Origin of the sequence: Pedobacter caeni, from assembly GCF_900129215.1 — a bacterium.
GTDB classification, from domain to species: domain Bacteria; phylum Bacteroidota; class Bacteroidia; order Sphingobacteriales; family Sphingobacteriaceae; genus Pedobacter; species Pedobacter caeni.
On sequence record NZ_FQUQ01000005.1, the window covers coordinates 420,685 to 440,965 of the forward strand.

General features: G+C 41.2%; 22 protein-coding genes. 13 read left to right on the forward strand and 9 right to left on the reverse strand.

Translation table 11 applies throughout. The features are described 5' to 3' along the window. Nucleotides 1-18 precede the first annotated feature (18 nt). Nucleotides 19-2,529, reverse strand: coding sequence for an SEL1-like repeat protein (locus BUC20_RS25705; protein ID WP_073234921.1), 2,511 nt, complete (start codon nt 2,527-2,529; stop codon nt 19-21). A 181-nt stretch (nt 2,530-2,710) separates the two neighbouring features. Here BUC20_RS25705 and BUC20_RS25710 point away from each other — a divergent pair, with 181 nt between their 5' ends. Further along, entirely contained in the window at nt 2,711-4,846 is a 2,136-nt protein-coding gene (locus tag BUC20_RS25710) for a prolyl oligopeptidase family serine peptidase (protein ID WP_073234924.1), read from the forward strand. Nucleotides 4,847-4,902: 56 nt separating this feature from the next. On the opposite strand, the gene BUC20_RS25715 is transcribed toward BUC20_RS25710, so the two are convergent. Next, on the reverse strand, nt 4,903-5,385 hold the full coding sequence (locus BUC20_RS25715; protein WP_073235688.1) for a TlpA family protein disulfide reductase: 483 nt from the start codon (nt 5,383-5,385) through the stop codon (nt 4,903-4,905). Between the two features lie 195 nt (nt 5,386-5,580). On the opposite strand from BUC20_RS25715, the gene lspA reads away from it, so the two are divergent. The 5 genes from lspA (at nt 5,581) to BUC20_RS25740 (ending at nt 9,090) form a co-directional block, all read left to right on the forward strand. Next, nucleotides 5,581-6,093: a signal peptidase II gene (lspA, locus tag BUC20_RS25720; protein WP_073234927.1), complete on the forward strand. Its 513-nt coding sequence runs from the start codon at nt 5,581-5,583 to the stop codon at nt 6,091-6,093. 39 nt (nt 6,094-6,132) lie between these two features. Then, on the forward strand, nt 6,133-6,810 hold the full coding sequence (locus tag BUC20_RS25725) for a response regulator transcription factor (protein ID WP_073234929.1): 678 nt from the start codon (nt 6,133-6,135) through the stop codon (nt 6,808-6,810). Beyond that, nucleotides 6,807-8,072, forward strand: a complete 1,266-nt coding sequence (locus tag BUC20_RS25730; protein ID WP_073234932.1) for a sensor histidine kinase — start codon at nt 6,807-6,809, stop codon at nt 8,070-8,072. The genes BUC20_RS25725 and BUC20_RS25730 overlap by 4 nt, the downstream gene beginning before the upstream one ends. A gap of 98 nt (nt 8,073-8,170) precedes the next feature. Further along, entirely contained in the window at nt 8,171-8,605 is a 435-nt protein-coding gene (locus BUC20_RS25735) for a PepSY-like domain-containing protein (protein ID WP_073234935.1), read from the forward strand. Between the two features lie 32 nt (nt 8,606-8,637). Continuing rightward, nucleotides 8,638-9,090, forward strand: coding sequence for a PepSY-like domain-containing protein (locus BUC20_RS25740; RefSeq protein WP_073234938.1), 453 nt, complete (start codon nt 8,638-8,640; stop codon nt 9,088-9,090). Between the two features lie 66 nt (nt 9,091-9,156). Here BUC20_RS25740 and BUC20_RS25745 read toward each other — a convergent pair whose 3' ends face one another. From BUC20_RS25745 to BUC20_RS25765, 5 genes are all read right to left on the reverse strand, one after another. Further along, complete coding sequence (locus tag BUC20_RS25745) at nt 9,157-10,638, reverse strand: M56 family metallopeptidase (protein ID WP_073234941.1); 1,482 nt, start codon at nt 10,636-10,638, stop codon at nt 9,157-9,159. Further along, the gene (locus BUC20_RS25750) at nt 10,635-11,003 is read right to left on the reverse strand and encodes a BlaI/MecI/CopY family transcriptional regulator (protein WP_073234943.1); all 369 of its coding nucleotides are present in this window, start codon (nt 11,001-11,003) and stop codon (nt 10,635-10,637) included. Before BUC20_RS25750 ends, BUC20_RS25745 begins: the two co-directional genes overlap by 4 nt. 362 nt (nt 11,004-11,365) lie before the next feature. Continuing rightward, nucleotides 11,366-12,688, reverse strand: a complete 1,323-nt coding sequence (locus BUC20_RS25755) for a sensor histidine kinase (protein ID WP_073234944.1) — start codon at nt 12,686-12,688, stop codon at nt 11,366-11,368. Next, entirely contained in the window at nt 12,689-13,363 is a 675-nt protein-coding gene (locus tag BUC20_RS25760) for a response regulator transcription factor (RefSeq protein ID WP_073234947.1), read from the reverse strand. Nucleotides 13,364-13,372: 9 nt separating this feature from the next. Then, a complete protein-coding gene (locus BUC20_RS25765; protein WP_073234950.1) occupies nt 13,373-13,651 on the reverse strand; it encodes a hypothetical protein in 279 nt (92 codons plus the stop codon). A 237-nt stretch (nt 13,652-13,888) separates the two neighbouring features. On the opposite strand from BUC20_RS25765, the gene BUC20_RS25770 reads away from it, so the two are divergent. Next, the gene (locus tag BUC20_RS25770) at nt 13,889-14,488 is read left to right on the forward strand and encodes a hypothetical protein (protein WP_200801032.1); all 600 of its coding nucleotides are present in this window, start codon (nt 13,889-13,891) and stop codon (nt 14,486-14,488) included. 39 nt (nt 14,489-14,527) lie between these two features. After that, nucleotides 14,528-15,040: a hypothetical protein gene (locus BUC20_RS25775; RefSeq protein WP_073234953.1), complete on the forward strand. Its 513-nt coding sequence runs from the start codon at nt 14,528-14,530 to the stop codon at nt 15,038-15,040. Nucleotides 15,041-15,115: 75 nt separating this feature from the next. Here BUC20_RS25775 and BUC20_RS25780 read toward each other — a convergent pair whose 3' ends face one another. Next, the gene (locus BUC20_RS25780) at nt 15,116-15,829 is read right to left on the reverse strand and encodes a DUF4397 domain-containing protein (RefSeq protein WP_159441161.1); all 714 of its coding nucleotides are present in this window, start codon (nt 15,827-15,829) and stop codon (nt 15,116-15,118) included. Nucleotides 15,830-16,003: 174 nt separating this feature from the next. Between BUC20_RS25780 and rpiB the strand changes: the two genes are divergently transcribed. Genes rpiB through BUC20_RS25795 form a run of 3 tightly spaced genes read left to right on the forward strand, consistent with a single transcriptional unit; the run spans nt 16,004 to nt 17,461 of the window. Next, on the forward strand, nt 16,004-16,450 hold the full coding sequence (gene rpiB, locus BUC20_RS25785) for a ribose 5-phosphate isomerase B (protein WP_073234958.1): 447 nt from the start codon (nt 16,004-16,006) through the stop codon (nt 16,448-16,450). Beyond that, a complete protein-coding gene (locus BUC20_RS25790) occupies nt 16,444-16,758 on the forward strand; it encodes a hypothetical protein (protein WP_073234961.1) in 315 nt (104 codons plus the stop codon). Before rpiB ends, BUC20_RS25790 begins: the two co-directional genes overlap by 7 nt. Nucleotide 16,759: 1 nt before the next feature. Further along, entirely contained in the window at nt 16,760-17,461 is a 702-nt protein-coding gene (locus BUC20_RS25795; protein ID WP_073234964.1) for a DUF2931 family protein, read from the forward strand. Between the two features lie 582 nt (nt 17,462-18,043). Here BUC20_RS25795 and BUC20_RS25800 read toward each other — a convergent pair. Beyond that, nucleotides 18,044-18,382: a hypothetical protein gene (locus BUC20_RS25800; protein ID WP_159441162.1), complete on the reverse strand. Its 339-nt coding sequence runs from the start codon at nt 18,380-18,382 to the stop codon at nt 18,044-18,046. Nucleotides 18,383-18,611: 229 nt separating this feature from the next. Between BUC20_RS25800 and BUC20_RS25805 the strand changes: the two genes are divergently transcribed. After that, nucleotides 18,612-19,127 carry an RNA polymerase sigma-70 factor gene (locus BUC20_RS25805; protein WP_159441163.1) on the forward strand — a complete coding sequence of 172 codons (516 nt, stop codon included), beginning with the start codon at nt 18,612-18,614 and terminating at the stop codon, nt 19,125-19,127. A gap of 62 nt (nt 19,128-19,189) precedes the next feature. Next, nucleotides 19,190-20,149: a FecR family protein gene (locus BUC20_RS25810; RefSeq protein WP_073234972.1), complete on the forward strand. Its 960-nt coding sequence runs from the start codon at nt 19,190-19,192 to the stop codon at nt 20,147-20,149. Nucleotides 20,150-20,281 lie beyond the last annotated feature (132 nt).

A 20,281-nucleotide genomic window follows, 5' to 3' on the forward strand; every position in this document is an offset into this window, starting at 1 on the left:
TTAGCTCTTCAGTCAGGACTATAGCTGATTTTCATCTGGGATATCAATACCGGCAGCCCTGGCTAAAGCCTGCATTTCCAATGCCTTTCCTTCATCTTTTACTTCTTCGTCATTGCGGTACAAGCGGATCAGCTCCAGATAACTTTCAGCATCGCCCAATTCCACTGCTTTATGGTAAAGCGTTAATGCCTTGCGGCTATCTGCTCTGCATCCTTGTCCAAGTTCATACATGAGGGCCAGGTTATGGGCAGATTGTGCATCACCTTCTTTTACACTGATTTTGTAGTAGGTGATTGCAGTTGAATAATCTTCTTTCAGAGACAATACATAGGCCTGTCTTCCGTAACTAGGGTAATCGTGCTGTTCAGCTTGCTGGTAATGTTTTAAAGCTTTGTTCAGGTTTTGCTGAACCCATATTCCATCCAGATAAAGATCGGCAAGATTTGCATGTGCCCTTCCGCTGCCATATTCTGCTGCTCTTTCATACCAACGGATGGCCTGGTCTATATTCTGGCTGACCCCTATGCCGTTAAGATGGCAAATTCCAAACCCGTTCATCGCATCTACTGAACCTGCTTTTGTTCCTTTACGGTACCAGAAGTAGGCCTTATTGGCATCGTAATGAATGCCATTACGGCTATAGATAAAACCAAGGTCATTCATAGAATCGGCATCGCCCTTTTCTGCTGCCAGGAGGTGGTATTTTATGGCATTGTCTATATCGCCCTCATTAAAAGCATCTGCACCTTTATGATAAAGGTCTAATGCCGGAGCATTGGTCCCCGCAATATCGGACAGGATTTTTCGCTGTTCATCTGCCATGCTTTCCGGATAGTAGGCTGCGGATAATTGTCTGGCGGCGATTTCATGGTCTACAGCTTTGACGGTCTGATTGCTGTAAACCAGCGACACTTCATTTCCCAGAAATCCCAGAATCTCCCAGCTGCCATCTTTATTTCTGCGGATATAGTCGCGCATGGAGTCAAACTGCGGACTGATAAAGGTCTTTCTTCCTTCCCAGGCATCAAAGAGCCCAACTTTACCCGATTGAAATACACGAAAACAACCTTCATGAAGTTCATCTATCCGGTTATAGATACAAGGAAGCAACAGTCCATCAGCCATCCGGAATAAACCAGATTTTCCTTTTTGTTTCAGGATATAAACAAGGCTTCCGCTGCAATAGTTGATCTGTTCGTATTCAAGGGGGAGGATTGTTTCGCCATCCTGTCTGATCAGGGACTGCAGTTTTAGTTTGTTTTTATCTCCAGTAGCTATGATTTCTGTAGTCACGAAAAAATGCTGTTCTTTTTCATAACCCGCCCAGTGTACCTCAGTGACTTTATGCGTGCCTATTTTTTGAAAGTCCTGTAGAAAGAACCGTTTTTGCTTGCTTGATTTCAGGATTCCGGTATACAGGTTATATCCATCATATTGATGACAATCGATTTCATTCAGGTATTCGAAAGGCAGTAAAAGATCATTATTGGCATTGACAACTGCCCAGGTATCCTCTTTACATACATTGAAATAATGTGGTTCCAGGCTGAGGTCAGTAATGTCATCATAAAGGAAGTCAACGTCCGGAGTTTTGAGGGCCTGGAGCAGTCCGTATTTATCATTTAGTTTAACAATGGCAATTCCTTTGCATAGGTCGTAAGCATCGTCAAACTGTAATGACACCATTTCTTCTCCCTGACGGTTGACATAGCCATATTTGTTGTTCTTTTGAACCAATGCCAGTTCTTCTCCCTCAGGGAAATAATAGACTTCATCATAATGTGCAGGGATCAGAACTTTTCCGGTATCATCCTTCATTCCTTTGTACTCATTTTCCTTGTAGAAAATCTGGTCAGGATGCTCATTGTCTTCTTCCTCTTCTTCGTTGTCGTAAATCCCGGAGGTGATGACTTCCCAGCCATAATCATAACCTGAGTGGTTAAGATAAGGACGGAAACTTTGATATTCCAGTGGTCCCTGATTAAATTCCGGACAGTTATTCAGTAAAGCGGGATTATCCTGAGCAATGGCTTCGGCAATAATGGCATTGCTGGTATTGATGTCATTCAGGAGCTTTATGGCTTGCACTTTATGGGGAACATCGTCCATGTTGAAGACATCCCAGGCATCAAGATGAAAAAAGTCATGAACCACCTTTTGGTCAAGAAAGTTAAAAATACGTTGTTTAGCCTTGTCAAATGCGGCTTTATTGTCGATGAGCTGCTCCTTATGTTTATCTATAAATTCATAAAACTCTTTAATCCTCTGAATTCCCGGACTAGCGGGAGCATAAATACCGCCTTCAGTTCCATTGTACATAGGTGTCGAAATGAAGGGTTGGCGGACAAATAAAGGGTGAAGGAAGAGGGGGAATTCATAGTTCCATTCTACCATCATGAGGTTCTGCTCAGTATTGCCTCCAATTCCGGCCAGAAACTGATCTAAAAAACCGGTACTTTCTGCTGTAGCCGCAATTTGCTCAGGAAGTAAACTGTGGCTAAAATTGTATAAATATATTCTATGGGCCATTAAAAATGTGGTATAGTGTTCTTTCTCAAATAAAACGCTGTTTGCGCTGTACAATAGTTAATGCTTTCTGTACAATAATAGTGCAAGGAAACCGATAATTAGTGTTATTCTATGTAATTTTAGAATCAGAAATTAAAGATTGGGAAAGTAATTGCTACATTGTGGCGTTAAAACTATAGACATGAAAAACTCAAAAAATGCGTTGATATTTCTGGCATCGATGCTTCCCCTTTTCGTGGAGGCGCAGCTCAGTAATACAGGACAAAAAACTATGATTTATCCGGAAACAAAAAAAGAAAATGTAAAAGACACCTATTTTGGAACAAGTGTAGACGATCCTTACCGATGGCTGGAGGACGATCGTTCTGCAGATACCAGGAAATGGGTGGAAGCACAAAATGTAGTAACTCAGAAATATATGTCTCAGATTCCGTACAGGAATGAAATTAAGGAACGTCTGAAACATTTGATGAATTATGAGAAATACTCACAGCCATTCAAAGAAGGAGCATATACTTACTTTTATAAAAATACAGGACTGCAAAACCAAAGTGTCCTTTACCGTCAGAAGGATGCCGGGGAGCCGGAAATCTTTCTTGATCCAAACAGCTTTTCCAAAGATGCGACAACTTCTCTTGCCGGGATAAATTTCTCTAAAGATGGGAGCATGGTGGCTTACCAGATTTCCGAAGGAGGCTCTGACTGGAGAAAAGTAATTGTGTTGAAATCTGCCGACAAAACAGTAGTAGGTGAAACCTTAACTGACGTTAAATTTTCAGGAGTTGCCTGGCAGGGAAATGATGGTTTTTATTACAGTAGCTATGATAAACCAGCGGAGGGAAGTGCACTTTCCGGTTTAACACAATACCATAAGTTATATTATCATAAGCTGGGAACACCGCAGAAAGACGATCAGCTGATCTTTGGCGGAGAAAAAACACCAAGACGTTACATTGGTGCCGGGCTGACGGAAGATGAGCGTTACCTGATCATTTCTGCCGCAAATTCTACTTCCGGAAATGAGCTTTATATCAAAGACCTGAAAGTAAAAAACGGTGCAATTGTTCCATTGGTAAATAATTTCGAAAAGAGCCATAACATTATTGACAATGTGGGCAGTAAGCTGATCATTTATACTACCCTCAATGCACCTAATGGTCGTCTTGTAACTGTTGATGCAGCCAAACCAGCTGCGGAGAACTGGAAAGAGCTGATCAAAGAGACAGAAAATGTATTGGAGCCTTCTTCAGGAGGGGGCAAGTTGTTCGCCAACTACATTAAAGATGCCATATCTATGGTATTGCAATACGATAGAAACGGAAAACTGGAGCATGAGATAAAGCTGCCGGGAATTGGAACTGCAGCTGGATTTGGCAGCAAAGAAAAAGATAAAGAATTGTATTATACTTTTACTTCTTATGTTTATCCTTCCACCATTTTCAAGTACAACGTTGCCACAGGGAAGTCTGAAGTATATAAAAAATCAGGCGTAGATTTTGATCCAACAAACTACGAGTCAAAACAGATCTTTTATAATTCAAAAGATGGAACAAAAGTTCCCATGATCATTACTTATAAAAAGGGGATCGAACTGAATGGAAAGAATCCGACAGTATTGTACGGTTATGGAGGGTTTAACGTCAGCCTGACTCCTGCATTCAGTACTGCCAATATTGTGTTGATGGAGCAGGGAGGAATTTATGCCGTGGTTAACCTTCGTGGTGGAGGCGAATATGGTGAGAAATGGCACCTTGCAGGAACAAAACTGCAAAAGCAAAATGTGTTTGATGATTTCATTGCAGCGGGAGAATACCTGATTGCAAATAAATATACTTCAAAAGATTACCTGGCGAGTATGGGTGGCTCTAATGGAGGATTATTGGTGGGCGCAACATTGGCACAACGTCCGGATCTTTTTAAAGTTGCTTTCCCTGCAGTAGGGGTGATGGACATGTTACGTTACCATAAATTTACTGCCGGTGCAGGCTGGAACTATGATTATGGTACTGCAGACGATTCAAAAGAAATGTTTGAGTACCTGTATAAATACTCCCCTGTTCATGCACTAAAAGCAGGGACAAAATATCCGGCAACACTGGTGACCACTGCAGATCATGATGACCGGGTGGTTCCGGCACACTCCTTCAAGTTTGCGGCAAACCTGCAGAAAGATCAGGCAGGTGATGCTCCGGTATTGATCAGTATTCAAACCAATGCAGGACATGGTGCTGGCAAACCAACAGATAAAGCGATAGAAGAGATTGCCGACCGTTGGGCATTTCTGTTTTACAATATGGGTGTTACCTATAAAAAGTAACACCCTCAATAGCAATATAGAATAGCATCAGCTATTAAAAGATGTGCCGAAGCTCCTTATTTAGCTAACTTAAGGACTTTAGGCACATCTTTTTCATTTCCGGTGAATATGATCAGTTTCTTATCTGCCCCATAAAGATATAGGGAAGGATAGTGTTTTGGCTGGAATAAAGGAATGAAAACATAGTCTTTATCCTGTAGCGTTTTGACGTTTTTCATTGCTTTTAATGGCTTGGCATAAGTATCCATAAAAATATTGATGGAACGGAATACATCCTGGGAAACGAGATAGAAGTTAACACCTGATAATTGTTTCGTGTCTTTCGACAGGTTTCCTGCTACCTTCTGACAATGGTCACAACTGGCATCAAAAAACATGATCAAAGATTTCTTTCCCTTAGGAATTTGTTCGGTAGAAAAGGTTTTACCATCTTCTTTATAAAAAATGGCTTTGGGCAGGGCTGTTCCCGGAGTAGGGGCCTGAGCAAATGCATTTATTGAAAATGCGGTAATGAGTAAGGAAAAGAAAAGTTTTTTCATTTTAGCTGTTTTTAGGGATAAATATTTACTAATATCTGATTCTCCGGGATAACTTGCGTCATTTGAATTCAAAAATACTATACCTATATTTATCAATTGAGTGGTAATAACGGAAAATGATTGATTCATAACTAATAAAACACGAAAAAAATAACAAACATACCTTCATAACCGTTATAAGACAATTATATTCTGATGAAAAAAAAGAAATGGAGTGGTTTGGCGGGAAAGGTGCTGATTCTGGTGATTGTGATGTTCAATATTGGTTGCGACCAGATCACCAAATCAATCGTTAGGGACAATGTGCAATACCATGCGAATATAAAAATCATCAGCGATAACATCACCCTCACAAAAGTAGAGAACTCAGGTGCTTTTTTAAGTCTGGGAGATACCCTTCATTCGGGAGTTAAATTTGTCTTGCTGATGTTGTTGCCCGTCCTGGTGCTGCTGATGGGTGTTTATTACGTGATGAGCAGAAAAGACCTGGATCCTTTATTGGTATTTGGAATCAGTTGTGTGATTGGAGGCGGGGCGGGAAACCTGTACGACCGCATCATCTATGGCTCAGTTACAGATTTTCTTCATATCGACTTTGTGATTTTTCAAACGGGCGTCTTCAATGCTGCTGACCTGTCTATCATGCTGGGGATGCTGCTGATTATAATCAACTCATTCTCTAAAAGGAAATACAGCACTTATGCCTGATCCCAAATCTTTCCAGTTTTATTTTTCAATTTTGCGGTCATGAAACTATTGGTCGTAGAAGATGAAATCGATTTGCTGGAGGTCATCAGGCAATCTCTAGAAAAGGAAAGCTATCTGGTGGAAACCGCTGGTACTTATGCGCTTGCATTGGACAAGATCAGTGCTTATGAATACGATTGTATCCTGCTGGACATCATGTTGCCCGACGGGAGTGGTTTAGACCTGCTTGCAGAACTGAAGCAAATGAATAAATCGGATAATGTGATCATCATTTCTGCTAAAGACGCGTTGGATGATAAAATAAAGGGGCTGGACATGGGCGCTGATGACTACCTGGTCAAACCTTTTCACATTGCTGAACTCAATGCCAGAATCAAATCTGTATTGAGAAGAAAATCCCTCAACGGCAAAAATACGATCGAACATGCCAATTTGAAGATGGACCTGGACGAACGTCAGGTGTGGATTGATGGAAATGAGCTCCTGCTGAACCGGAAGGAGTTTGACATCCTGAGTTATCTGGCCGTGAATAAAAACCGTTTGGTCAACAAAACGGCATTGGCAGAACAGGTCTGGGGCGACTATATGGATGGGGCTGATGATTATGAATTTATCTATTCACAGATTAAAAACCTTCGCAAAAAACTTAAGGAAAACGGGGCAGGTATAGAGGTGCAGGCGGTATATGGAATCGGTTATAAACTGGTCGTCTTATGAACCTGCTGAACTATACCCTGAAATACCTTTCCATAGCCCTGTTGCTGGTGATCAGCATCTGGGCTGTTCTGTTTTATCTGAATATGATTGATGAGGTTCAGGATAGCCTGGACGATGGACTGGAAAACAGTAAAATGCTGGTGATACAACGGGTAGAAAAGGATAGTGGGATCATTACCCGTTCAGGTTTCTCCGAACACAATTATGAGATTAAGGAAATCGGAGAAAGACATGGCCTGAAATTTAAAGACCGGTACCGGGACACGATGATGTATACCCTGAATGAGAAAGATCTGGAGCCTTTCCGGATGCTGACGACCGTTTTTAATCAGGACAACCGCTATTATGAAATGAAGGTAGTGGCTTCAACAGTGGAGGAAGATGACCTGGTGAGGAGTTTATTGTACAGCCTGATCTGGCTCTATGCAGCCATCATTATTAGTTTTTTTGTGATCAATCACTTATTGCTTAGAAAGATATGGACTCCATTTTATCAATTGCTCAGGAGGTTGAAATCGTTCCGTCTGGATAAAGATCAGGGAATTGAGACCACAAAGACCGATGTTACGGAGTTTAAGGAGCTGAACGAGGCTGTAAACGGATTAGTGGAACAATCGGTGAATACTTATGGGAGTCAGAAACAGTTCATTGAGAATGCAGCGCATGAGTTACAGACCCCACTTGCCATTAGTCTGAACCGCCTGGAACTGTTGGCAGAAAACGAAGGGCTGACAGACCAGCATCTGGAATCCATCGGACTGGTGATCGGGACCTTACAAAGGCTAACCAGGTTGAACAAATCATTGTTGTTACTTTCCAAAATTGAAAATAAACAATATGGGGAGCTGGCCTTGCTTTCCATCAATACCTTAGTGAGGTCGTTGATTTCCGAATATGAGGATTTCGCAGAAATGAAATCTATCCGGATTCAGCTGGAGGAAGAGGGACAAACATCACTGGCAATGAACAAGGATCTGGCAGCCATATTAATTTCCAACCTGCTAAAAAATGCCATTACTCATAATGTGAATGGTGGTACAGTCAGGATTCTGATTACTGAAAATGTTTTGATGATCAGCAATACCGGTGCAGCGGCTTCCCTGGATCAGGAAAAAATCTTTAAACGTTTTCAGAAAAACAGCAGGGAGCAGAGCAGTACCGGCCTGGGGCTTGCTATTGTAAAGGCCATCACAGATCTCTATGGTTTCAGGGTTAAATATTCCTACACTGATCAGCATCACATTCAAATAAATTTCAAATAATTGAAGTTTTAACCCATTCCGGGCTTTCTTTCCAGTTTCTTTTCAGATTTGACCTTTTTCTTTGTGGTATTAATCACAACAATTAAAAAACAAATACCATGAAACAGCACATCATATTAGCTGCAGGCCTGCTTTTTTCTGGCCTTACTTATGCACAGGACATTCCTGTAAAGGATGTACCATCGGTAGTCCTGAACTCTTTTAACAAAACCTTTCCACAGGCAGTTAAGGTAGAGTGGGAGATGAAAGGCGATTTGTTCAATGCAGATTTCGATATCGGCAGAAGAGACCATGAAGTGTGGCTGAACAATAAAGGAGCAATCGTAAAGCATAAAAAAGAACTCAGAGCGAGGGAATTGCCAGCCGTAGTGGCCAACAGCATCAAAAAGAATTTTAAAGGATTCAGGATCGATGACGTGGATAAGTTCGAAGAGGAAAAACAATTCTTTTATAAAGTAGAATTGAAAACCCTGCAGGAAGAGAAAAAAGTAGTTTTTGATGCACAGGGAAGAATTAGTAACAGAATATTATAAACCCAAAAAAATAGTATAACCCCCAAAAGAATATGAAAACATTTAAAAGCATATTGACCACCCTTAGTCTGGCACTGGCCCTTTCCGTAACTTTAGCCAGCTGTGATAAAGATGATGATAAAGTTATTCCTGAAACAGAACTTTCTGCAGAAGCGAAAAGCTATGTGAGTACACATTTCAATGGTGTTGCCATCAGTCAGATCATAAAAGACAATGAAGGATTAAGCCATGAATATGAAGTGATTCTTGCAAACGGTGTGAAACTGGAATTCGATGCAAAAGGAGCAGTAGAAAGCATCAAAAGTCTGAAGCAATTGCCTGATAGCGTAATTCCGGTAAAGATTTTAGATTATGTAAAAGCGCAATACCCGGCAGAATTCATTACGGAATGGGAATTGGACCTGAATGATCAGGAAGTTCAGCTGAGCAGCGGAATGGAATTGAAATTTAGTAAAGCAGGTGATTTTTTAAGAATCGATAAATAGAAGAACGCAAAATTCCAATTACACCAATACGTCATCTTGAAGCGAATCAGGATGACGTATTGGTGTTTATGGATTAGCCCTGAAAGAGGTCGTTTTTAATGGAGCCAGGTTGTTTAGCTTTACGCTTGTAATTGTGCTTGTTTTACTTATTGCTTTGACAGTCGTTAATCCGGAAACTTTTACTTTTTTAATTTCTTCGGGTTTCTCCTTTGTGTCATTTCCCTTGATACTGACCGAATTGAGCTTGGACTCTGGTGCCGGGCCATCGATGATCACTGTTGGTTCTTTCTTAGGAGGACTTGGAACTTCTACAGGTTTTGACGATGTTTTTGGCTGATCAAATGTAACTATCGGTGGAGGAAATTTAACTTTACTTTTGCGTTTCTCTTTCGGAACCGGACGGTCAGGTGTAACTATCGGCGGAGGAAATTTAATTTTATTTAGCCGTTTTAGTGGTGGAGCAGGTGGTGTTCCCGGTTCACGTGGTGGAGTAGGTGGTGTTCCTGGTTCACGTGGTGGCGGAGGTGGAGGGCTTTTTGGCATTGGTGGTGCCGGATACCCTGAATTCGCTTTCAGCACTTTTGCGCCGGGCACACGGTGGTTCTTCTTTGCCTCCTTTTTTTTGATGGTATCCTGAACATTGTCCCTGGAATTAATGCTGCTCATCTTGTCCGGATAAAAATCCAGCAGACCATAATCTTTAGTGAAGGCCACCGTGGATGTGAGCAGCATTCCCCCAACGAGTGGCAATGCGAACAGAAGTTTGAGCCTTGCCCGTCCTGTTGATTTTTCTTTGTTTAACATGTTGATTCTTTGTTTTAGTATGGATGGATTGAAAATTTGATTGCTCAGTTGTTTCATCTCTGCACCAAAAGAATTCCTGATCAGAAAAAGGGCATAATCATGTTTCCGGATCTCTTCTTTGGTGGTCAGCTCATCGGCAATATATTCATGTAAGAGTTTGATGTCTTTTTTGATCAGGTAACTGATGGGGTTAAACCAGTTCAGCGTTTGAACAATTTCGAAGAATAAAATGTCGAGGCTGTGTTTCTGACGGATATGAACCATTTCGTGTTTTAGAATCGTTTCTTTTCCGGCAGCGTCCGGCTGGATAAAGAGCAGGTTAAAGAAAGAAAAAGCTGCGGTACCTTGCTCAATTGAGATATGAACCACCTCACCGTCATGATGCCTTTCTGTCTTTCTGGAAAGTGCAATAATCTGGTAAAGACCTCTTCCAAGTTTTAAAGAGAAGAAGATCACAACAAGCCAGTAAAGGATCGTAAGGACGGGATAAAACAGGTTCTCCTGTTCGGCAATAGGTTTTACCAATGCAGTTGCGGGGATCTGTGCTGCTCCTGAATCCTGAAAAAAGCGGTTCAGATAGCCGATTTGCAATAAAGGTAACACAAAGGACAATAGGGTCGAGCTGATCAGAAAATACCTGTTCAGGGTATAGAATGTTTCCTTGTGGAACAGCAAACGATAGCAGCCATAAAACAGGGCCAGGTATAAATTCGCTTCCAGCAGATAGTATAACCAGTTCATCATTTCTTGTTTTTAAGTTTTTCAGCCAGTTGAATCAATTCATCAAGTTCCTCGATGTCCATGTTTTTCTCTTTCACCAAAAAAGAAACCAGACTCTGATAAGAGTTTTCAAAGTAATTGTTCATCACTTTGTCGAAGGCAAAGTGTTTATATTGAGCTTCAGAGATCAAAGGGAAATAAATGTGCGTATTGCCAATTGCCTTATGGTCAATAAATCCCTTTCCCTCTAATACACGGATGACAGTGGATACTGTATTATAGGCTGGTTTGGGTGGCGACATCTTTTCAATCACATCTTTGGTTAAACCCTCTTTGATCTCCCATAAAATCAACATCACCTGCTCTTCTGCTTTTGTTAGTTCTCTCATTTTTTTATCTTCCTGTTAACGTTAATTAAAGTTACTACTATTTTTATAGTTTGCAAACTATTTTTGTAGTTTAATTGTAATTGACTGATTAATAGTGTTTGAGCGGTGTTTTTTGGCCCCTGGTCTTGATGTGTATTTATTGATTGACAGTATGCAGAGGCATTTGTGTCGCTTGTATTTAAGTGATGTTTGTTGAGTGATGGATTGCTGTTGCTGGTTGAGCGTATTGATTGGTATTTGTCTGGCTTGTATTTAGCATTGCAGCAGAAATACTCCTTCAGTTGCGAAAAAACATCATGGTAATCTATTCCCGGTCCTGAAACAGAAGGGCAGGCAGATGGAGAAAAGGTGTGCTATGATAATTAACGATCCGTAGCCGGGAAAATCAAGCTGAATGTGCTGCCTTCATTGACTTTTGATTTCACAAGGATTTCAATTCCATGAAACAAAGTGATGCTTTTTACGATCGACAATCCAAGTCCGTAGCCTACATTTTCTGTGAGGTTGGCTTTCCGGAACCGGTCAAAGATGAAATCCAGATCTTCTTCTGCAATTCCAATTCCGGTATCCTGAATGGTGATGGTATAATTTCCTCCTTTTTTATGTTCGTCCGTAATCCTGATGCTGCCGTGAGCTACATTATACTTGATGGCATTATTGATCAGGTTATAGAAAAGTTGAAACAGCAGGTCCTGGTTTACATTTTTGAGTAACTGATCTTCTTTTAAATTGATATGGATCTGAAGTTCTTTTTCCTCAGCCCTGTGACTGATCTCTTCCATCACCTCATTGATGATTTTGGAAGGCTTTATGTTTGCGGATTTAACAAATTGCTGGTTTTCAATCCTGGAAATGAGGAGCAGGGAGTTGGAAATCTTTTTAAGCCTGCTGAGGGTTTTCATCATCTCCACAATACGAAGCACTACTGCTTCGGGAAGCTGTTCGTCTCCAAGGAGGTTTTCCATTTTATTTTGAAGAATGCTGATGGGGGTCATGAGCTCATGAGAAGCATTGGCTGTAAACTCCCTTTCTTTTTCAAAAGCCTCGTTGATCTGGTCCATCAGCTGGATCAGCGATTCATCCAGGTATTTGAAATCCTGAGTGGAGGTCGCTACCGGAGGAGAATAATCTTTGAAAGGAAATTTTCTGTTGATCAGTTTGCTTTTAATGATTTTGCCCAGTGGCCTGATGAGTACGCGGGTAAAGATGAGGTCAAAAAGCAGGGTTAAGGCAATGAGGCCCATGAGCACATACAAGGCAATTCTTTGCAGTGGTTTATTGTATTGGTTGATACTGGCGGTAGTTTTACCAATCTCCAGCAGGTAATTTTTAGATTCAAAACTGAAGGTATGCATGAGGATCCGGTAAGTGAGGGTATCCCTTTCTACTACCCGTTGTGCAGTTTTAATGGTGTCAATCCGTGTTTTTGCGGATGCTGGCTCTAATGCAATGTATTCTTCTTTAAGCATGGTATAACTACCATAATTGTCATCGCCCTGCAAATAATGATCAATTCCGTTTTTATGCACCACATTGATCACCTTGGCTTGTTGCCGGCGCAATGAATAATTGGTGTATTCTGAAACAATGCGGTCTACGAGAAAGGGGAGGGAGATGATAAAGAGCAACACCACAGCCAGTTTGGAACTGGTGATGAACAGGATTAATTTCGATGATAATTTCATTTACTTCTTTATTCTGTAGCCTACGCCCCGTACCGTTTCCAGGAAATCTGTCGGTGCCCATGCATTGAGTTTCTTTCTGATGTTCTTAATGTGTGCATCAATATAGTTGGAATCGTAGTCATCATCGGCAAAAGTTCCCCAGATATGTTCGCTGAGCTGCATTCTTGTGAGCACTCTGTTGTTGTGCAGGAAGAGGTAACTGAGCAGATCGAACTCTTTTCTTGACAACTCGATCTGGTTTTCCTGAAAAAGCAGGAGCCTTTTCTGGAGGTCCAGCTGGAAGTCGCCCAGTGGCAATAACTCTTCTTTAACATTGAATTTACGGCGGGCAATGGCTTGCATCCTGGATTGAAGTTCCAATAGGGAAAAAGGCTTGGGCAGGTAATCATCTGCGCCCAGGTCGAGTCCGGCAATACGGTCTTCCAGGTTTCCACGGGCAGTAAGAATGATATATGCCGCATCGGGATTGTATTTTTTCGCTTTAGGAAGGAGTGTTAAGCCATCTCCATCAGGAAGTCCGAGGTCTAAAAGGATAAAATCATAACTATTGATTTCCATCTTTTCCAATCCATCTTTAATGGTATGGGCAAGATCACAGATATAAAAAGCCTTTTTAAGGAAATCTTCCATTTCATAGGCCAGGGTCTTTTCATCTTCAACTATCAGAACTTTCATACCCTTAGCTTAGTCGTTTCTTCTTTTATTTTCTTTTGAAGGTCTTTCTCTTTTTTCAGGTTTTACCTCACCCGGTTTCTCTTGTCTTCTGGATTGAGGGACTTCTTTGACATCGGGTTTTCTCTCTTCCTTGCCACGTTCCTGCTTTTTACCTCTTCTGTCCTGGTAAAAATCAGCATTGGAAATCAGGGTTGTAGGGGTAATGTCTCTGGCGAAAATGCCGAAGGGAAGCCAAATGAGAAGGATGGCTGCGGTAAATGAACGGAAGAAATTATTAGTGCTCATCATGTAAATATATGGAAAGTTTGCCTCTTCCGAGGCAAACTAACACTCCCTCACTTAAAACATTTGTGTGTTTTATTATCTGCGCCACTCTAATTGAATGATACGAAGGTGAGGGCTGAACATGAAATTAAGATGAAAAAGAAAAATAAATTAAATAATTCCAAAATTTCATGTTCATTTCATCTTCAGTATTGAGATTTGATTCAACAACACACAAATGAAACATTAAACAACAGGGTTATGAAAAAGTTAATAGTATTAGGACTGCTCGGTGTAATAGGATGGATGCCATACCGTGCCGAAGCACAAGTCAGCATCAGCTTAAATATTGGCTCGCAGCCTTTATGGGGACCGGTAGGTTACGATTACGTAGATAATTATTATTTACCTGATATCGAATGCTATTATAATGTACCCAGAAGGCAGTTCATTTATATGGATGGTCCCCGCTGGATTCATTCCTCTTCTCTTCCTTCAAGATACAGAGGGTATGATCTTTACAACGGATACAAAGTAGTCGTAAATTCCAGGGATCCTTACCGCAATTTTGACCGCGACCGGATCAGCTATTCCAGATATAGAAATGTGAGAAGTCAGCAGGTGATCAGATATAGTCGTGATTCCAGGTATTATGTAGTGAAAGGGCATCCGTACGGAGGATCTTATGGAAGAGGAACAGACAGGGACGATAGAGATCATGGAAACTGGAGAGGGCGCGACAGGGATGACGACAGAGGACATGGCAACTGGAGAGGACGTGACAGAGATGATGATGACAGAGGACATGGAAGAGGTAACGGCCGCGGACATGGCAAAGGCCACGGAAGGGGAAGAGATTAACCAGGAGAATTGAGTATATTTAATATAAAAACACCTATCATGAAAAAATTAATAATAATCGGTCTGCTTGGGGTAATCGGGATGATTCCCTACCGTGCAGCAGCACAAATCAGCGTGAACGTCAACATCGGTTCACAACCATTATGGGGTCCGGTTGGCTATGATCATGTAGACTATTATTACCTGCCTGATATTGAAAGTTATTATTCTGTCCCTAAACGGGAGTTTGTATACCGGGATAATGGCAGATGGATCTTTTCAAGGTCATTGCCTTCTAGATACAGCAGTTACAATCTATACAATGGTTATAAAGTAGTGGTGAATTCCTACAATGATTTTGATATGGATCGGGTAAGGTACGCCAAGTACAAAAAGGTACGTACTCAAAAGGTGATCAAATACAGTAATGATTCCAGGTATTACGTGGTAAAAGGACATCCTCATGGAATGCCACCGGGACAAGCTAAAAAACTTTACAAAGTAAAAGACAAAGGCTACGACAAAGGATATGATAAAGGACACGGCAAAGGTCGTGGTAAAGGAAAAGATTAAGAAATCAATACACACAATAGACCAAACCGGGACCCCATGTAAATGGAAGGCCCGGTTTTTTTGTGGTTAAATTTCTTATTTGTTGGTAATGAGTTTGGTGGTGATTTTAGGATCTAAACCTGTAGGATTAACCAAACCGATGCTTAGCAAGGTGTAAATGCCTCCTGCTTTGATGTCTGCATCTACTAATTCTGCCATTGCAGGATTGGTTGCTTTATCTTTGATCTGGAAGGTATATTTCTTAGGTTCTATCTCTACGAAATCAGTAACAGCCTTGTAGGTTTTACCAGTCAGGATGGTTTCCGCGTCTTTTACGGAAAGGTTCAATGCAGGTGCATCAGGAGAAAGGTTAATGAAACGGATCAGGGCTTTAGTGGTAGGCAGGCTGCTTACCCCGTCATTGGCTACCAGAATGTCCATATTTGCACCTTTATCGATCAGGTATAAGGAATAGACCTTGTTGTTCTCCGTGTTGATCTTTTTGCTGACCACACTTTCAGTGCTTCCGCCAACCGTAAATTTGATGGTATTCTCCCCGGTATTGAGCCTTAAATAGGCTGTGGGTCCGCCAAAGGCGAGTGCTCCTGAAGTTGTTGCTTTTTGCCCGTTGATATACATATCGTAAGAAGCCGGACTGGGAGAAGTGTTCACCCCCATTAATGAGGCGGCCTCCGGAACAGGAGTCTCTTTTGTAGAACAGGATTGGATCAATATTGTACCGATGCTGAATAAAGATACCGCCATTAACCGGTAAAAACTGTTGCGCTTGTGTCTTGTAAAAAATTCCATATTGATATTTTGTTTTTTGATTGTAACCGATGTTAAAACGGAAGCTATCCGGGAAACGCTACAGCTGAAAGCCGAAAAAGGAATGAAATTTGCGAGCCCGGAATATCGGTTGCTAATGTTGTACATTAGGGACAAATTCTAATAAATCACTTAATTCAAAAAACAGAGGATATCATGAAAGTTATTGTAGGTTCAGATCATGCGGGGTTCCGGTATAAAACCATTTTAGTTTCCGCTTTAAAGGAACAAGGCTATGAGGTGCTTGATCTTGGCACCCAGACGGAATTGCCCAGCGATTATCCTGACCATGCCGCTGATGTTGCAAAAGCACTTATAAATAAGCAGGGAGACCGTGGAATCCTGATTTGCGGAAGTTCTGTAGGGGTAAGTATTGCAGCAAATAAGTTCAAAGGAATACGTGCAGGGGTTTGCCATGATACCTATTCGGCGCATCAATCTGTGGAGCATGATGATGTCAATATTTTATGTATTGGTGAGCGTGTAATTGGGATCGAACTGGCTAAAGACATTGTGTTTGCCTTTTTAAAAGCCGAATTTACCAATGAAGAACGACACCTGAAAAGATTGGCAAAGATCTCTGCAATAGAAGCACAATGGTAGACAGGAAAGAGTTGACTAAAAATGAGTCTGGTCAGAAGGAGTGGAGTATGGTCCTCATTTTTGCAATTGTTTTCATGTTTATTGTATATATGCGTTGTACACCCAGCGATGAAGATACGGGCATACTGCATATGGTGCTTGTCGGACCAATAATAACCATCCTATTGGGCGGATACCTTTTTGCCTACAGTGGTAAAGGGACTAACGGAACTGTCCGGGTAATTTTTATCATTTTAATTATCCTGAGCCTGATTCTTTTAGCTGGTTTTGCGTATTTGATCGCATTGGGAAGTGCTTTTAAGAATTAACATGAAGAAACTGAATACCTTAAATAAAATATACCTGGCCGTTCTTGCTTTGCTGATCATCGCGACCGGAATAAAATTTTGGAATTACGGAAGCTGGAACCGGTATCATTATACTGCTTCCGTGACTGCACCAGCAATGCACCCGATACAGGTGATGGATGCTGATTTTATCCTTTCAGATAAAAGTACAGTATCCCTGGCCACTTATTCGGTAAATGAACGCCGGCAGGATTGGGGTTGGGGAGATATTAATGCAAGGGATGAATATGAACACTTACCAGTGAAACTTTTGCTAAACTATGCTTCTTACCGGGATCAGGCTTTTTACAGAGATACCCTGGATCTTCCTGTAGCCCTTATTGATTCGATCTTTAAGAACAGCAGGAAGCAGGAAAATGAAGCGTCTGTTGATGAGCTGGCAGAAGATGAACGGACACTTGCTTTTGTGGTTGGTATTGCAAATAAAGGGAATGTGGTAGTTTGGCTTCGGGGAAAAAAGTCTGAGCAGGTATTGCTGAAACATAAGATCATTGCCCGGGAACCCTTAGCCAGCGATTTGTACTACAAAAAAGAGAAATTGAATAAAAAGGAATATCTGGAAAATGTCTTTAAATACTTCGGTGAGGAGTTTCTTAAAAAAATAGCGGATGGCGTTGATAAAGATGCCAATTACATCGACAGTGCTTCCCATTACAACCGGTAATGTGGATAACCCTGTGTAAAAGCTGTTGAAAACCTGTTGGTAACATGTTAAAAATAAAATACATTTATCTTTGCATTAGATAGTTATAGTTCGTAAATTAGATCTATCAAAAGGGAAGTACTTTGACCGTCTGAAAGAAACACTCCAAAAAGAACAATGGCCTCAGGGCAAAAAGTTCTGGAGATTTCAAAGGATTAGTAAAAGATCGGATTCAAAGGAGACAGAGAAGAAGATGCTTAAAATACCAGAACTGTTAAGTAAGGGTATACTCACTAAATTCGGGACAGACATTAAAACCTATCCATGATTCTACGGAAGAATGAGAAAAGGAGAAGTTCGGAGGGATCAAAGTTGAAATATACTAAGAGGACCAATGAAGGTTAAAATACGGAAGATTTGATGCTTTTTCGGTGCTACGGCAATGAAAAGGTGAAAACGGAGAACCAAATCGCTAGAAGAGGGACTCCGTTTTCTTTTTGTGCAGTTTTTTTCCTTGTGCTTTTGTGGGAGCTGGTACCCAATTCTTTATAGAAATTATTTTTGCCATTCGTCAGAACATTCTTTGTTAAGAACCGGGGCTGTTTATAAGAGGCCGTACCTGGTTAAAGCATCTTCCCAAAGCAAGTCTTTATTAGCTGCTATGGTTTTCTTTACGATGGTTAACAGTAATGATTGATCCAGTATCTGTGCTTTCATCATGGCTTTAAAAGCTTTTGCGTCATCTGGCTCCATTGGTGCAGCGTTTTCTACATTGCAGCAACCAAACCCATCAAACGAAATCCTTATTAGTTGTATTTGCTTTGCCTGATTTTTATTAAAATCAATAAAGACACAACCATCGAGGTAGCATAAATAGTAGTCGGCCGGCCGGGTTGGCGGCATAGTTGTTATAGAGAACAACGGGGTATTATTTTCTTCCACAGGTAACAGGTATATAAACAGAGCGAAGCAGTACATGCCTTGCTGTATAAAAGTAGGTAAAATATCATATGCGTGTTTCTGTAAGACTACATTATTGCTAAATAAAGGATTTCTTAACATTAAGGGAATATAGCAGGAGTAGATTTGTCAAAAAAATACCATCGAGACAAATCATATGATTTCCGACAGCCAATTGATTTCTTTCCTAAAAAAGGGAAACCACAAAGCGATGGAGAAAATTTACCGTCTTTATTGGGAAGAAGTGCTCGACAGTGCCTTTAGAAGGCTGCGCGACGAAGAGATTGCACAAGACATTACGCAGGAAATTTTCATCTCTTTATGGGAGAACCGGGAGAAAATCCAGCTTGCCGGCAGTTTACGTGCTTACTTTGAAGGTGCGGTAAAATACCGCGTCATCAATTATTTCCGGTCTTCTGTCATTAAAGAAAAACATAAGGAAGACCTTTCCTTCCTCATCCGCGACAACCTGGAGCACTCCGCAGAAAATAAACTCATGCTCAAGGACCTGCATCAGGAGGTAGAGGAAGCCATGCTGGACCTGCCTGAAAAAATGAGACTGATTTTTTCTATGAGCCGCAAACAGGAAAAAAGTATTGTTGAAATTTCAGATGAGCTGGGCTTATCTGCACAAACGGTTAAAAATCAATTGACTGCAGCCTTAAAAGTGATGCGTAAAAGGCTTTCCTATTTATTCTTTTTAATGATTATCATCGTATTCATATAAACTTAACCTAAGCTTAACACCTTTGGTTAGTACCATTCTTCTTTTGCTTTGACATTAGGTTGATGACAAAGGAAGAACAGGCACAAGAGCTGCTGAAAAAATATATCGATAAAAAAGCCAGTCCAGCTGAAATCGCACAGGTAGAACGCTGGTATGCTTCCTCCGGGATAGAAATACCTCCAATAGAAAAGGAGAGGAAAGAAGAGATCAGAGCAGTTGTGCTGCAGAAACTCCGTCAGAAGATGGAAAGCGAACCTGAAGTAAAAAGGTTTAGACTTCCGGGTTTTTATCAGTTGGGGAAAGTTGCGGCTGTTTTGCTCCTCGTTTCTGGTGCCGGTATCGCTGGCTGGTGGCTAAACAACAGACCGGTAGATCAGGAAAAGCTGCTGAGCCTGACCACCTCTTCGCGGGAAAAGAAAAAAATCGTCTTTGCAGACGGATCTGTAGTGGTATTGGGCCCTTCAGCCCGTTTGCTTTATCCTGAAAAATTCAAATCCAGAGATAGAACCATATCCCTGACAGAAGGAGAAGCCTTTTTTGAGATCAGTCCGGATGTGAACCGTCCTTTTATGGTGAAAACAAGCCATGATCTTTATACCAAAGTACTTGGAACTTCTTTCCGGATTAAAGCTTATGGGAAAAGCCGCCTGATTTCTGTTGCCGTGAGTACAGGTAAGGTGGCGGTCGGGAATGCCCATCAGGTATTCGGAACCCTGGGCAAAGGACAACAAATCGCTTATGATAAAATTGATGAACGGGCCGAGATCAGCTATACTCCTGTAAAAACCTTTGTGAACCTCCGCTTTGAGAATACATCCTTACAAGAAGTTGCCCGACAGCTGGAACAGGCTTACGGCATCCGGATTTCCATAAATAATCCTACCCTTAAAACGCTGAAATGCAGCGCCACCTTTAACACCAAACAAAACCCTGAAGAGGTCCTGGACATTATCTGTAGTCTTCATCACCTCAGATTCAGGATATCCGATGACCATAAAACCTTTAATGTATATAGAAGATGAAAATATAGCTACGATAAACAAAACCGGTACTGATCAGATCAGCACCGGAAAATTTAAAGCCAGCTGCCTAACGACAATTACACAGCCAGGCCCATTTTAACACACCATTACAGGGTATAAAACAAATAAAAA